The 13,112-nt window shown below is 73.8% G+C and carries 13 protein-coding genes; 3 read left to right on the forward strand and 10 right to left on the reverse strand.

Going from position 1 to position 13,112, the window contains the following annotated elements; translation table 11 throughout:
- The first annotated feature begins 86 nt into the window (after nt 1-86).
- Nucleotides 87-1,235: an SAM-dependent methyltransferase gene (locus tag IRY44_RS18030; protein ID WP_194801469.1), complete on the forward strand. Its 1,149-nt coding sequence runs from the start codon at nt 87-89 to the stop codon at nt 1,233-1,235.
- Between the two features lie 51 nt (nt 1,236-1,286).
- Here IRY44_RS18030 and IRY44_RS18035 read toward each other — a convergent pair whose 3' ends face one another.
- Nucleotides 1,287-1,712, reverse strand: coding sequence for a hypothetical protein (locus IRY44_RS18035; RefSeq protein WP_194801470.1), 426 nt, complete (start codon nt 1,710-1,712; stop codon nt 1,287-1,289).
- 192 nt (nt 1,713-1,904) lie between these two features.
- On the opposite strand from IRY44_RS18035, the gene IRY44_RS18040 reads away from it, so the two are divergent.
- Nucleotides 1,905-2,324 (forward strand): helix-turn-helix transcriptional regulator, encoded by a 420-nt coding sequence (locus IRY44_RS18040; protein ID WP_026268433.1) that lies wholly within the window; start codon nt 1,905-1,907, stop codon nt 2,322-2,324.
- Nucleotides 2,325-2,345: 21 nt separating this feature from the next.
- Here IRY44_RS18040 and IRY44_RS18045 read toward each other — a convergent pair whose 3' ends face one another.
- The 4 genes from IRY44_RS18045 to IRY44_RS18060 form a co-directional block, all read right to left on the reverse strand.
- Nucleotides 2,346-3,443, reverse strand: coding sequence for a hypothetical protein (locus tag IRY44_RS18045; RefSeq protein ID WP_194801471.1), 1,098 nt, complete (start codon nt 3,441-3,443; stop codon nt 2,346-2,348).
- A complete protein-coding gene (locus IRY44_RS18050) occupies nt 3,436-3,666 on the reverse strand; it encodes a heavy-metal-associated domain-containing protein (RefSeq protein WP_013288699.1) in 231 nt (76 codons plus the stop codon). The genes IRY44_RS18045 and IRY44_RS18050 overlap by 8 nt, the downstream gene beginning before the upstream one ends.
- Nucleotides 3,667-3,809: 143 nt before the next feature.
- Nucleotides 3,810-5,927, reverse strand: a complete 2,118-nt coding sequence (locus IRY44_RS18055) for a RecQ family ATP-dependent DNA helicase (RefSeq protein WP_194801472.1) — start codon at nt 5,925-5,927, stop codon at nt 3,810-3,812.
- Entirely contained in the window at nt 5,924-7,747 is a 1,824-nt protein-coding gene (locus IRY44_RS18060; protein ID WP_194801473.1) for a BTAD domain-containing putative transcriptional regulator, read from the reverse strand. The genes IRY44_RS18055 and IRY44_RS18060 overlap by 4 nt, the downstream gene beginning before the upstream one ends.
- A 141-nt stretch (nt 7,748-7,888) precedes the next feature.
- Here IRY44_RS18060 and IRY44_RS18065 point away from each other — a divergent pair, with 141 nt between their 5' ends.
- The gene (locus IRY44_RS18065; protein WP_194801474.1) at nt 7,889-8,707 is read left to right on the forward strand and encodes a hypothetical protein; all 819 of its coding nucleotides are present in this window, start codon (nt 7,889-7,891) and stop codon (nt 8,705-8,707) included.
- 57 nt (nt 8,708-8,764) lie between these two features.
- Here the strand turns inward: IRY44_RS18065 and IRY44_RS18070 are convergent, their stop codons facing one another.
- The 5 genes from IRY44_RS18070 to IRY44_RS18090 all read right to left on the reverse strand — a co-directional run bounded on the left by IRY44_RS18070 (nt 8,765) and on the right by IRY44_RS18090 (nt 13,109).
- Nucleotides 8,765-9,517, reverse strand: coding sequence for an SDR family NAD(P)-dependent oxidoreductase (locus IRY44_RS18070; protein ID WP_194801475.1), 753 nt, complete (start codon nt 9,515-9,517; stop codon nt 8,765-8,767).
- 121 nt (nt 9,518-9,638) lie between these two features.
- Nucleotides 9,639-10,748, reverse strand: coding sequence for a branched-chain amino acid ABC transporter permease (locus IRY44_RS18075; RefSeq protein WP_194801476.1), 1,110 nt, complete (start codon nt 10,746-10,748; stop codon nt 9,639-9,641).
- Nucleotides 10,745-11,635 (reverse strand): branched-chain amino acid ABC transporter permease, encoded by an 891-nt coding sequence (locus IRY44_RS18080; RefSeq protein ID WP_091426567.1) that lies wholly within the window; start codon nt 11,633-11,635, stop codon nt 10,745-10,747. Before IRY44_RS18080 ends, IRY44_RS18075 begins: the two co-directional genes overlap by 4 nt.
- Nucleotides 11,632-12,366 carry an ABC transporter ATP-binding protein gene (locus tag IRY44_RS18085; protein ID WP_194801477.1) on the reverse strand — a complete coding sequence of 245 codons (735 nt, stop codon included), beginning with the start codon at nt 12,364-12,366 and terminating at the stop codon, nt 11,632-11,634. Before IRY44_RS18085 ends, IRY44_RS18080 begins: the two co-directional genes overlap by 4 nt.
- Nucleotides 12,366-13,109 (reverse strand): ABC transporter ATP-binding protein, encoded by a 744-nt coding sequence (locus IRY44_RS18090; protein ID WP_013288706.1) that lies wholly within the window; start codon nt 13,107-13,109, stop codon nt 12,366-12,368. The genes IRY44_RS18085 and IRY44_RS18090 overlap by 1 nt, the downstream gene beginning before the upstream one ends.
- Nucleotides 13,110-13,112: the final 3 nt, after the last annotated feature.

Here is a 13,112-nt window from a genome sequence, read left to right on the forward strand (position 1 = left end):
ACGGCGTGTCGCGCCGTCAACTTCATGATCGCCGGGCCGGGTGTCCCCCGGGCGGGCGGCGGTGGGGCCAGGAAAGGTAGGTACTGATGCCGGAAGCGCTGGACTCGGCGCTCGCCGAGGTGCGGGCGCTGCTGCTCGCGCCGGGGCTGACCCGCGCGGTCGCCGCCGGGCGCCGTCGCGGGCAGCGTCCCTCGGTGGTACGCGCGGAGCTGCGCCCGGTCACGCTGAAGGCCGGCCCCCGGTTGCAGATCGCCGTCTCCGACGGATCACGGCCGCACACCCGCAACGTGGCACCGGGTACGGAGGCCGGCGCGGCGGTGGACGAACTGCTCGCCGAGCCGTTCGGCAACTGGCACGTCGAGACAGCCGACGCGACGCTCCAGCTCCGGGTGACCAAGTCCGGCGAGGCGCAGGTGCACCGCGCGGCGGCCAGCCGTCCGGCCGCCGAGCCGGGCGGGCACGACCGGGCCAAGGAGTGGCTGCTCGACCCCGGCGACCCCCTGTTCCGGGAGATCGGCGGCTCGGCTGCCAAGCGCCGCCAGGTCGACGCGTTCCTGCGCGCACTGGCGGCCACGTTGCCCGACGACCTCACCGGCCCGCTGCGGGTGGTGGACCTGGGCTGCGGCAACGCGTACCTGACCTTCGCCGCCTACCGCTACCTGGTGCAGCGCGGCCTGGACGTGACGCTCGTCGGGGTGGACGTGCGCGAGGACCAGCGCCGCCGCAACACCGAGCTGGCCGATCGGCTGGGCTGGGCCGACCGGGTCGGGTTCGTGGCCGGCACCATCGCCGAGGCGCCCGTCGACCCGGCGCCCGACCTCGTGCTAGCGCTGCACGCCTGCGACACCGCCACCGACGAGGCGCTGGCCCGGGCGGTGCGCTGGGGCGCCCGCTGGGTGCTTGCCGCGCCCTGCTGCCACCACGACCTGGCCGCCCAGCTCCGCGCCGGTCAGGCGCCCGCGCCGTACGAGCTGCTGACCCGCCAGGGCATCCTGCGGGAGCGGTTCGCCGACGTGCTCACCGACTCACTGCGGGCCGCGCTGCTGCGTCTGCACGGCTACCGCGCCGAGGTGGTGGAGTTCGTCGACTCCCAGCACACGCCGCGCAACCTGCTCATCCGGGCACGGCGGACGGCGGGCGCCCCCACCGACGGGCAGCGCGCCGAGTATCGCGAGTTGATCGGCCAGTGGGGTGTCACGCCCCGGCTGGAGACGCTGCTGGCCGAGGCGCGCTGAACCGAGGCGCGCTGAACCGAGGCGCGCTGAGGAGCGCCGAGCGCGGCGGTCCTACCGCCCGCGCTCGCCCCGGTTGCGGTCGCCCCGGTCCAGCACCGACACCCGCTCACCGCGGTTCGATGCCCGCTCGCCGTCGTGCGACGCGCTCGGAAACGGCACCACCTTCCCGGCATGCTCGGCGTTGCCGGCGGCGGCGAAGGCGTTCCACGAGATGTCCACGAGCATCCGCTTCAGCTCGGCGTGCCGGAGGGCGGCGTTGCGCTGCAACGCCATCCGCGCTCCCAGTACCACCGAGGCCAGCGTGGTGCAGATGGCACCGGTCGCGGCGATCAGGTGTACCCCGGTCGCGTCGCCTCCGCGTACCGCCAGCACCAGCAGCCAGATCCAGAAGCCGAGAGCGAACAACGCGGCCTTGGCCACGAAGAAGAGGCTCACCGCGCCGGGGCGATGCGGTACGGGACGGTCCGGCTCGGCCATGCTTCTCCTCCATCGATTCCCAGGGTTTCCTCAGCCTATTACCCGAAGTGCATTACCCGAAGCAGGCTTCCGCAGTCGTCGAGTCTCGCCGACGGGACCTCCGGACCGATCAGTCAGTTACTTCTCCGGCCCGGCGTACTAGGCTCGGGGCGCGAGCCGGGCCACCGGAGGAGGGGGACAGATCCACCAGGGATGGGTTCCGCAGACGTTTCGCCACAGATGGCCTTCGCGCGCTTCGTACGCCGGGCCATCGACGCCGCGCGCGAGGAGCGCGGCTGGACGGTGACCGACCTCGCCACCCACACCGGCGTCGGCCGTTCCACTGTGTTCCGCTGGCTGGCCGGCGACTGGCAGGACTACCCCGAACTCGCGAAGGTCCGCGGCTTCTGCGCCGCCCTCGACCTGCCCGTGGCTGCGGCGTTCCGCGCGCTGGGCCTGCCCGACGCCGGGCCGGTGCCCCGCCGCCGGGGTGCCGAGGACGGCCCGGTGGAGGCCGACGTGCGCGTCATCCTGGATCGGCTCGCCGACCCGAACGTGCCCGCCGAGGAGAAGCACCACATCCGCGATCTGCTCCGCTACCTGGCCCGCCGCCCGGTCCGCCGGGCCGGCTGAGCGCCGGGCGAGCGACGGGGCTCAGGCCACTGTCAGCGTGAACTCGGCGGTCCGCACCACGCCGCCGACCTGGAAGTCCAGGAACATCCGGTAGCTACCCGGCCCCGGCGCGGTGAGCCAGAACGTCACGTCGTCGCCGTCGCGCACCGGCTCCGGGTGCACGTGCAGGTAACCCAGGTCGCCCTCGCGCAACGCCACCAGGTGCCCGTACGCCCCGAGGTACGGCTCCAGCGCCGCCGCCGCGCCGTCCGCGCCGGTGACCCGGAACCGCAGCGGCACCGACTTCCCCACCTCCGGCGTGCCCGCGTACCCGGCGGTGAATCCGTCGACGGTGGCCGACGTGGCGGCGGCGGGCAGCGGCCGGGGCCGGTACGCGCCGGACGCGGTCAGGTCGGCGCCGAGCACCACGGCGACCTGGCGGCCGTCGTCGGCCACCGCGGTGAAGTCCGCGTACATCCGCCAGGGGCCCGCGCCCGGCGCCGTGATCGGGACCGACCAGGTGCCGTCGGCGGCCATCGTCGGGTGCAGGTGCCGGTAGCCGCTGAGGTCACGCCGGACCATGATCACGTGCATCGGCTTGTCGTGCACGACGGCGAACCGGGTGACCGCCCGGCGCTGGTCGTCGCGGATCTGGAAGCGCAGCTCACCGGCGCGGTCCGCGACCAGCTCGGTCGACGGCACCAGCGTGTAGCCGGACGAAGTGATCGACAGCCCGGTCGCGCCGTCGCCGCCGCCCTGCGTGACGGTGGCGCCGTCGTGCGTGTGGGCGCCGGTGCCGGGTGAGTGGGCGTGCGCGCCGCCGTCTGCGCCGCCCGTGGCGACCCCGGCCGTGGCGCCTGCGGGCCGGGCCGGGCCGGCCGGCGCGTTCATCCGCCCGAGACCGAAGCCGAGCAGCACGGCGAGCACCAGGCCGCCCACCACCAGGGCCAGCCGCAGCGTCTCCCGGTCGACGGCGACGGGCCCGGCCGCCCCGGCCGAACCACTCGCGCCGTTCCCGGCCAGCGCCGCGTCCCGGGCCAGCGCCGCGTCCCCGGGCTGCGCAGCGGGAGCGTCGGAACCGGCCTCGGAGTCGTCGGGGACGACGCCGGTGCCGGACGTGACGGACGACGACTCAGGCACCGCCGCCGACCAGCTCGTAACCCGCCTCGTCCACAGCGGCACGCACGGACTCGACGGGCAGCGGCGCCGCGCTGGTGACAGTGGCGGTGCCGCTCGTCAGATCGATCCGGACCTCGTCGACGCCGGGCAGCGCGGACAGCTCCTCGGTCACCGCCTTGACGCAGTGTCCGCAGGTCATCCCGGTCACGGTGTACGTCTGGACGACGGGTCGCTGCTCGGTCATGACCCCACGGTACCGCCGCCCGGGTGCGGGCCCGACGACGGTCCGCCGACGGTGGTGACGCTCGCATTCCGCCCGGCCCGGGAACTTTCCGCGCCGGCCGGAACCCGCCACGCACCGCCGGGAACCCACCGCGGCCGGACGGGTCAGCCGGCCACCGCGAGTGCCAGCGGCAGCACGTCCGGAGCACCGGCCCGGCGCAGCAGCCGCGCCACCATGCCCATCGTCCAGCCCGAGTCGACCAGGTCGTCCACCAGCAGCACCGGCCCGTCCAGCCCGGCCAGCGCGCCGGCCAGATCGTCGGGCAGCTGGAAGGCGTCGTGCAGCGCGCGTACCCGCTGGGCGCTGTTGCCGCGCGGCCCGCCGCCGCCAGGCCCGGCCGGGACGACGTGGCCGAGCAGCGGCAGCCGGCCCACGGCGGCGATCCGCTCGGCCAGCGAGCCGACCAGCAGCGGGCGCGTCCGGGAGCCGACCGCGACCACGACCGCCGGTCGCCGGGGCCACGGGTCGTCGCCGTGCGCCCACGCCTTCAGCACCTCGACCACGGCGGCCACCACGTCGTCGGGCACCGGGCCGTCCGGCGCCTCCGGCCCGACCAGCCCGCGCAGCCGCCCGCCCCAGCCCAGGTCGGACAGGCGCCCCACGGCCCGGCCGGGCAGCGCCTGCTCCGCCGGGGGGATGCGGCCCTTCAGGGGTACGCCGACCGACTCCAACCCGGTCGGCCAGAGCTTCTTGGGCGGGATCGGCACGCCGGGGCGCCCGAGGAACGTCTGCGCGGCGGTCAGCGCCTGGTCGGACACGGTGGCGTCGAACAGCGGGCCGGCGCAGTTGTCGCACCGGCCGCAGTCGGCCGCCCCGCTGTCGTCCAGCCCTTCCCGCAGGTAGCGCATCCGGCAGGCGGACGTCGAGGCGTACTCCCGCATGGCCCGCTGCTCGGCGGCGCGCGCGTCGGCGACCCGCCGCAACCGGGCCTCGTCGTAGACCCAGGGCTCGCCGGTGGCGAGCCAGCCGCCGCGCACCCGGCGGACCGCGCCGTCCACGTCGAGCACCTTGAGCATCAGCTCCAGCCGGGCCCGGCGCAGGTCGACCACCGGTTCGAGGGCCTGGGTGGAGATCGGCCGCTCGGTGTCCAGCGCGGCGAGCACGGCGCGGACCTGCTCCTCGGGCGGGAAGGCGAGCGAGGCGAAGTACCGCCAGATCGCCGCGTCCTCCACGCCCGGCAGCAGCAGCACCTCGGCGTGCTCGACGGCGCGGCCGGCGCGGCCGACCTGCTGGTAGTAGGCGATCGGCGAGGGCGGCGCGCCCAGGTGCACGACGAAGCCCAGGTCGGGCTTGTCGAAGCCCATGCCCAGCGCGCTGGTGGCGACCAGCGCCTTGATCTTGTTGTCCAGCAGGTCCTGTTCGGCGGCCCGCCGGTCGGCGTCCTCGGCCTGCCCGGTGTAGGAGGCGACCGACCAGCCCCGGCCGCGCAGGAAGTCGGCAGTCTCGGTGGCCGCCGCGACGGTGAGCGTGTAGACGATGCCCGAGCCGGGGAGCCGGTCCAGGTGGTCGGCCAGCCAGGCCAGGCGGTGGGCCGGGCTCGGCAGATCGAGTACGCCGAGGCGCAGCGACTCCCGGTCCAGCGTGCCGCGCAGCACCAGGGCGTCACCGAGCTGCTCGGCCACGTCCTGCGTGACGCGGGCGTTGGCGGTGGCGGTGGTGGCGAGCACCGGCGTGTGCTCGGGCAGGTTGGCCAGGAACGTGCGCAGCCGCCGGTAGTCCGGCCGGAAGTCGTGCCCCCAGTCGGAGACGCAGTGCGCCTCGTCGACCACGAGCAGCCCGGTGGTGGCGGCGAGCTTCGGCAGTACGCCGTCGCGGAAGTCCGGGTTGTTCAGGCGTTCCGGGCTGATCAGCAGTACGTCGACGGCGCCGGCGTGGATCTCGGCGGTGATCTCGTCCCACTCGTCCAGGTTCGCCGAGTTGATGGTGCGCGCCCGGATGCCGGCTCGGGCGGCGGACTCGACCTGGTTGCGCATCAGCGCCAGCAGCGGCGAGACGATCACCGTCGGCCCGTGCTGGTTCCCCTCACGCAGCAGCGCGGTCGCCACGAAGTAGACGGCCGACTTGCCCCAGCCGGTGCGCTGCACGCAGAGCACCCGCCGCCGGTCGACCACCAGCGCCTCGATGGCACGCCACTGGTCCTCGCGCAGCCGGGCGTGGTCGCCCGCCAGCCGTCGCAGCACCGCCTCGGCGCGCTCCCGGACGGCCATCCGATCCTGGCTCATCCGGCATTTCTACCAGGGAGGGCGGACGACTCCGGCGGGCCGGACGGCGACGTGGGCGCCGGTGCGGGCGTCGGCGTGGGCGTCGGTGCGGGTGGCAGGAAGATCAGCAGCTCGCGCAGCGAGTCCGTCGCCGCCGCCGGCAGCAGGCACCGTGCGGCCAGCTCCTCCATCGACGTGTACGGGCCGCGCATCCGCCGGTCGACCACCACGTGCTGCGCCTGCGACCGGGTCAGTCCCGGCAGCCCGGCGATCACCTGGTCCGGCACCGAGTTGACGTCCACCAGTCCGCCGTCGTCGTACGCGCGGGGCAGGTCGGGGCGCCCGATGCGCAGGTCGTCCCGGGCCGACGGGTACTGGTAGAGCAGGTAACGGGTGTACTCCCGGCGCAGCCGGTTGCGGTCGGCGTAGGGCCGCCCACGCCAGAGGCCGCGCAACCAGGTGAGCAGCCGGCCGTTGAGCAGCACCACGTGCGGGACGCCCGCCGCCCAGGTGGTAAGCCAGATCACTATCAGGGTGGCCTCGGGTCCGCTGACCTCCTCGGTCTCGCTGCTGCCCAGGACCACCACGAACGTCACGGCCACGGTCAGGTAGTAGATCGCGGCGGCGACGCTGCCCCAGCCCCGGCGCCAGACCCCGTAGAGCAGCACCACCAGCCACGTGAGCATGCCGAACGAGAACAGGGCGACGAGCGCGCCGCCCACAGTCGCGACGACGCTCAACCAGCCGGGCACACCGGATGGACGCCGGGACGGCGGCACGGGGCCGATAAGCGGCGCGACAGGGGGCGAGACCCAGGGCGGCAGGCCGGTCGGCGACTCACCGGGCGGTGGCGGCGGAAACGGACCACCCGGCTGCGCCGAGACGGTGAACTGCACCGGAACGGTGAGCTGAGCCGAGACCGTGGGCTGGGCCGGCGCGGCGGGCTGGGGCGGGCTCTCGGCCGGGCCGGTGGGCAGCGGCCGGGCCGGTGCCTCGGCGGGGGCCGGAAGCGGCTCCGGGCCGCCCGCCCACCTCTCGCCGGGTCCGGCCGGACGACGCGGCGCCTGAGCCAGGAGGTCCGGGTCGGCGCGCAGGATGCGCCGGTGCAGATCCTGGAGCGGCTCGCCCGGCTCGATGCCGTACTCGTCGCGGAGCAGCCCGGCGTAGTCGCGGTAGGCGGCCAGCGCCTCGGCCTGCCGTCCACTGCGGTGCAACGCCAGCATGAGCTGGTGGCGCAGCCGCTCCCGGACCGGGAACTCGGCGACCAGCTCGACCAGCCGGCCGACCAGCTCGCCGTGCCGGCCGTCGGCCAGCTCCAGGTCGACACGCGTCTCCAGGGCGACCGCGCGCATCTCCACCAGCCGGTGCCGGGCCGCGTCGAAGTACGGCCCGGCGAACCCGGTGAACGGTTCTCCCTGCCACAGCTCCAGCGCGGCGCTCACCTCGGCGAGCGCCTCCTCCGTACGCCCGGCCGCCTGGGCCGACCGCGCACGCCGCACGCCGCGCTCGAAGCGCACCACGTCCACCGCCTCGGGCGGCACCCGCAGCAGATAGCCCGCGTCGGTGAGGGTGAGCACCCGGGCCGGCGTACGCGGTGACCGGTCGGGTTCCAGCACCCGGCGCAGACCGGCGACGTGCTTCTGCACCACGTTGAGGCCGTTCACCGGTGCCTCGTCCGGCCACACCGCCTCGACGATCTGCCCGCTCGGCACGGGACGGCCGGCGGCGAGCAGCAGTACGGCCAGTACGGCCCGCTGCTTGGCCGGCCCCAGATCGAGCTGACGGTCGGCGTACCAGGCCCGCTGCGGGCCGAGCACTTCGAAGCGCAGCGCCTCTGACATGCGAGTTTCCGCCCCCGTGTCGCCTGCCGGCACCCACTGTGGCCGACGGCAGTCGGACGGCAGCATATCGGCAGCGATGCCGCCGTGACGTCTGACGATACTTACCCGGCAACAATCACCTGGGAAAGTGAGTCGAACACCATGACGCAGCGATTCGGTTTCGCCGGCAACCTCCGGCGGATCGCGGCTCTCGCGACGGCCGTGCTGGCCACCACCGTCCTGTCCGCGGGGTGCGGGACCGGGGACGCCTCCGAGGGCGCCGGACCGGCGCCGAGCCCGTCGGCCGACCCGAAGGCCGCGCTGCTGGCCGCCGTGCCGGACGAGAAGGACCCGGCCTTCCGGTTCTCCACCATCGAGGGCACCGAGAAGTTCGACGGGCTGGTCGACCCGGCGGCGCGCGGCGTGGAGCTGACCGTGTCGGAGAAGGACCCCGAGTTCACCATGGGAATGACCTTCCGCGTGATCGAGGACGACATCTGGGTGCGCGTCAAGATCACCGGCATGCCCGGCCTGCAGGAGGCGATGAAGCTGCCGAAGCGCTGGATGCTCCTGGACCGCACGAAGCTCGACGACGCCTCGGAGGTGCCGGTCTACCAGAACGCCGACCCGGCCAACACGGCCGCTGTCATCCGGACCGCCGAGACGGTCGAGGATCGGGGCAACGGCACGTACGGCGGGTTCGCCGACCTGACCGCCAACGCCGACATCCGCGAGAACTTCAGCACGGTGGACGTGGCCGCGCTGGGTGAGGCGGCGAAGAAGGTGCCGTTCACGGCCGTGGTCGGGCCGGACGGGAACCTCACGTCGCTGACCCTGGACGTGCCGGCCGCCGGCAAGACGAAGGCGATGAAGCTGGTCGCCAAGTACTACGACTTCGGCAAGGCGCCGAAGCTCACCGCGCCGACGGGTTCGCAGGTGCAGAAGGCGCCGGCGTCGGCGTACGAAATGCTCAACGGCTGACCACGACGTACGCGAAGGGGCGGTGGCCACACGGGGGGCCGCCGCCCCTTCCACGTGTCAGCGGCCGAGCACGGAACCGCCGTTGACGCCGAGCACCTGTCCGGTGACGTACCCGGCGGACGGGCCGACCAGGTAGCGCACCGCCGCCGCGATGTCGTCCGGCACTCCGGCCCGGCCGACGAGCGTGGCGGCGACCCGCTTAGCGTGGCCCTCGGGCGTCATCCGGTCGCCGAAGAACTCGGTCTCGGCCACGTAGCCGGGGCTGACCACGTTCACGGTGATCTGGTCCGGCCCGAGCTGGGCGGCCAGGTCGTAAGCCCAGCCGTGCAGCGCGGCCTTCGCCGCCGAGTACGGCCCGGCGCCGCCGCGCTGTGCGGCGATCGAGCTGAGCAGGACCACCCGGCCGCCGGGGCGGCGCAGGGCGGGCAGGAGCGCCTCGGTGAGCAGGACGGCGGTCAGCACGTTGGCGTCCAGGGTGGCCCGCCACCAGTCCGCCACCCCGCCGAGCGAGTCGGTCGACCCGCCGAGGTAGCCCCCGGCGTTGTTGACGACGGCGTCCACGGCACGGTCCCCGACCGCGTCCACCACCGCGGCGACCTGCCCCGGATCGGTCAGGTCGGCGACGACAGGCGTGACCGCCCCGTCCCGTCCGCTCTCGTCACCGATCCGCCGCGCGGCGGCTTCGAGCACGTCACCCCGCCGCCCCACCACGAGAACGTCGAACCCGTCCTCGACGAGCCCACGCGCCACCGCGGCCCCGATCCCGGTCCCACCCCCACTGACAACCGCAAGCCGCCGCAGCTCCCCCATGAGGTCTCTCCCCTCCCCTTCCCCGCTCTCCCCGTTGATCAAGGACTTTGGGTCATCCTAACCGCGGCATCAGGACACAAACTCCTTGATCAACGGGGTGAAGGGAGGGGGATGGGAGCCGTCAGCGAGGGCGGCGGAGGGCCGTCAGGACGGGGGTCAGGCGGGAGCGGAGGCTGGCCAGGCCGCCGGGGAAGAAGTAGACGGCCAGGATGAACACCGTGCCCAGGACGAACAGGGGCTGGCTCAGCGGGTGACTCAGGAACGCCGGGAGGGCGTTCACCGCGTCGCTGCTGCCGAACGCGGTGAGCCGGTGGTCCAGGTACATGTAGAGGACGCCGCCCAGCACCGGCCCCCACCGCGTACCGGGGCCGCCGAGCACCACCATGACCAGCAGCGACAGCGTCAGCTCCGACGACGTGATGTGCGGGCTGGCGCCGCCGACGATCAGCACGTACACCACCCCACCGGCCGACGCGAGGCCGCCGGCCAGCGTGAACGCGACCAGCTTGAACCGGTACGGGTCGAGCCCGAGCACCCCGATCCGCCGCTCGTCGTCGCGCAGACCGGCCAGCACCCGCCCGGTCGGCGAGGCGCTGACCCGGTGCACCACGAGGACCACTATGGCCAGGTACGCGAGCGCCAGCCAGTACAGGTTCACCGTGTTGGTGACGCCCACCAGGGCAGCCGGCAGCCCCGACACGTCCAGTGGCAGGCCCTCCTCGCCACCGGTGAGGCCGCCGAAGTCGCGGGCCACCAGGATCGCCCCGACCTGCGCGAACGCCAGCGTCACCATGGCGAACGCGATGCCCACCGTCCGCAGGGCCACCGCGCCGAGCAGCGCGGCGAGCGTGGTCCCGCCGATCACCGTGAGCACTGCCGCCTGCCACAGCGGCAGCCCGGCCTTGGTGACCAGGATGTCGGTGCCGTAGACCCCGGCGGCGAAGTAGAGGGCGTGGCCGAAGGAGAGCATCCCGGTACGCCCGAACAGCAGGTCGTAGCCGGCCGCGAGCCCGCCGAACACCAAGCAGATGGCGAGCAGTTGCAGCGTGCCGGGCGAGTTCAGCGGCCCCTCGAAGATCCCGGGCAGGTGCAGCGTGGAGTACGGCAGCACGGCCGCCACCACCAGGGCCACCAACGGCAGGTACGGACGCAGGCCGTGCCAGCGGGAACGCCCGGGGGTCAGTTCGTCGGGCACCTGCGCCGGAGGCGCGTCGACCACCGAGTTGGTCATGCGTGAGCCACCTTTCCGGCCAGGCCCTGCGGACGCAGCAGCAGCACCACGGCGAGCAGACCGACCACGCACAGGTCGCCCAGCCCGGACGTGCCGTAGTAGTTGACGAACTGTTGCAGCAGCCCCACCGCGACCGCCGCGTACGCGGACCCGACCACCGAGCCCATCCCGCCGATCACCACCACGATGAACGCGAAGATCAGCAGTGAGCCGCCCTGCCCCGGCGAGACGGTGCCGAAGTAGACGCCACCGAGCGCGCCGGCCAGCGCGGCGGCGGCCCCGCCGATCGCGAAGACCAGCGTGAACGCCTTGCGCACGTCGATGCCGAGGGCTGTCACCATCTCCCGGTTCTCCACGCCGGCCCGGATGATCAGGCCGTACCGGGTCCAGCGCAGGAACGCCAGCAGCGCCCCGAGCACCACAGCGGCGGCGACGATCAGCAGCAGCCCGGCGTTCGGCACCTGGGCGCCGAGCACCGATGTCACGCCCCGGCTCCAGTCCGGTCGCGGGAACGGCCGCGGGTCGGCGCCCCAGGTGGCCTGGAGCAGCGCCACCCCGGCGAGCGACAGGCCGACGGTGACGAGCACCTGTTCGATGGTGCGGGAGTAGAGCGGCCGGATCAGCACCAGCTCCACCAGCACCGCGACGAGCGAACCGGCCAGCACACCGAAGACGACAGCCAGCACGAACCCGAACCCGTCCGGTCCGGCGCCGGGCAGGTTGCCCGAGGCCCACCAGGTCGCGTACGCGCCGACGCCGAGGAACAGCCCGTGCGCGAAGTTGAGCACGTCGGCGAGGCCGAACACGAGGGACAGGCCGGAGGCCACGAGGAAGTAGAGCGCCGCCAGGCCCAGCCCGGTCAGCGTCAACAGGACCACCGTGTTCACGCGTGCACCTCCCCGGAGCCAGAACCCACACCGAGCAACGACTTCGTCAGCGCCGTCTCCAGCAGCAGCTCGCGGGCGTCGCCGGTCCAGGCGACCTTGCCGGCGGAGAGCACCACCGCGTCGGTCGCCAGCCGCCGTACCACCGCCAGGTTCTGCTCGACCAGCAGCACCGGCACGGATTCCGCGACCCGTTCCAGCACCTCGGCCACCTCGGTCACCACCTTCGGTGCCAGCCCTTTCGTCGGCTCGTCGACAAGCAGCAGCCGGTTGTCGTTCAGCAGCACCCGGCCGATCGCGAGCATCTGCTGCTGCCCGCCGGACAGCGAGCCGGCCCGTTGCCGTCCGCGCCGCTCCAGCTCCGGGAAAAGAGCGAAGACCTTGTCGTACGCGGGCGTGACGCCCCGCCGCTCGGCCAGCCGCAGGTTCTCCGCGACGGTGAGCGCGGCGAAGACGCAGCGGTCCTCCGGCACGTAGCCGAGGCCGTCGCGGACCAGCCGGTGAGTGGGGCGGGCCAGCAGGCTGCGCGCTCCCATGCGTACGCTGCCGCGCACCTCGCCGCCGCGCGGCGTCAGCCCGACGATCGCGCGCAACGTGGTGGTCTTGCCGACGCCGTTGCGCCCGAGCAGCACCGTGACGCCGGTGGGCGCGACCTCGAACGACACCCCCTGGAGGATGTGCAGCCCGGCGATCCGCACGGACAGGTCCGCCACGGACAGGACAGGTTCCGCCATTAGAGCGCCTCCCCCAGGTACGCCTCCTGCACGGTGGCGTTCGCCATCACCGTGTCCGGGGTGTCGCACGCCAGCAGCGCGCCGTGGTGCATCACGGCGATCCGGTCGGCCAGTTCCAGGATCACGTCCATGTGGTGTTCCACCATGAGCACCGCCCGGCCGCTGTCGCCGGTCAACGACTTGATCACGCTGACCAGCTCGGGCACGTCCTCGGCGCTCACCCCGGCCATCGGCTCGTCCAGCAGCATCACCCGGGGCTCACCGGCGAGCAGCAGCGCGATCTCCAGCTTGCGCTTCTCGCCGTGGGCAAGGGTGCCGGCGAGCGCCGTACCCCTGTGGTGCAGGCCGACCCGGTCGAGCGCCGCGTCGGCGGCGGCGGCCACCTCCCGGTCGGCCGCCGCCCGCCGCCACAGCTTCATCGAGCCACCCCGGTGTGCCTGTACGGCGAGCCGGACGTTCTCCCGCACGCTCAGCGAGCCGAAGACCGAGGACGCCTGGAAGGTACGCCCCAGTCCGAGCCGGGCACGCCGGTGCGGCGGGAGCGCGGTGATGTCCGCGCCGTCCAGCAGGACCGTGCCCTCGGTGGGCCGGCGCAGGCCGGTGATCAGGTTGAACAGGGAGGTCTTGCCGGCGCCGTTGGGCCCGATCACGCCGAGGAACTCCCCCGGCGCCAGATCGAGGTAGACGGAGTCGACGATGGCGACCTCACCGATCCGCCAGGTCAGACCGCGGGTGGCGAGCACGGG

The sequence above is a fragment of the Micromonospora sp. ANENR4 genome, from assembly GCF_015354395.1.
Classification (GTDB): Bacteria; Actinomycetota; Actinomycetes; order Mycobacteriales; family Micromonosporaceae; genus Micromonospora; species Micromonospora aurantiaca.

What these genes read in the sequence shown, in the direction of transcription:
- IRY44_RS18030 (WP_194801469.1), top strand. Translation starts at nt 87, where the DNA reads ATGCCGGAAGCGCTGGACTCGGCGCTCGCCGAGGTGCGGGCGCTGCTG.
- IRY44_RS18035 (WP_194801470.1), bottom strand. Translation starts at nt 1,712, where the DNA reads ATGGCCGAGCCGGACCGTCCCGTACCGCATCGCCCCGGCGCGGTGAGC.
- IRY44_RS18040 (WP_026268433.1), top strand. Translation starts at nt 1,905, where the DNA reads ATGGGTTCCGCAGACGTTTCGCCACAGATGGCCTTCGCGCGCTTCGTA.
- IRY44_RS18050 (WP_013288699.1), bottom strand. Translation starts at nt 3,666, where the DNA reads ATGACCGAGCAGCGACCCGTCGTCCAGACGTACACCGTGACCGGGATG.
- IRY44_RS18055 (WP_194801472.1), bottom strand. Translation starts at nt 5,927, where the DNA reads ATGAGCCAGGATCGGATGGCCGTCCGGGAGCGCGCCGAGGCGGTGCTG.
- IRY44_RS18060 (WP_194801473.1), bottom strand. Translation starts at nt 7,747, where the DNA reads ATGTCAGAGGCGCTGCGCTTCGAAGTGCTCGGCCCGCAGCGGGCCTGG.
- IRY44_RS18065 (WP_194801474.1), top strand. Translation starts at nt 7,889, where the DNA reads ATGACGCAGCGATTCGGTTTCGCCGGCAACCTCCGGCGGATCGCGGCT.
- IRY44_RS18070 (WP_194801475.1), bottom strand. Translation starts at nt 9,517, where the DNA reads ATGGGGGAGCTGCGGCGGCTTGCGGTTGTCAGTGGGGGTGGGACCGGG.
- IRY44_RS18075 (WP_194801476.1), bottom strand. Translation starts at nt 10,748, where the DNA reads ATGACCAACTCGGTGGTCGACGCGCCTCCGGCGCAGGTGCCCGACGAA.
- IRY44_RS18085 (WP_194801477.1), bottom strand. Translation starts at nt 12,366, where the DNA reads ATGGCGGAACCTGTCCTGTCCGTGGCGGACCTGTCCGTGCGGATCGCC.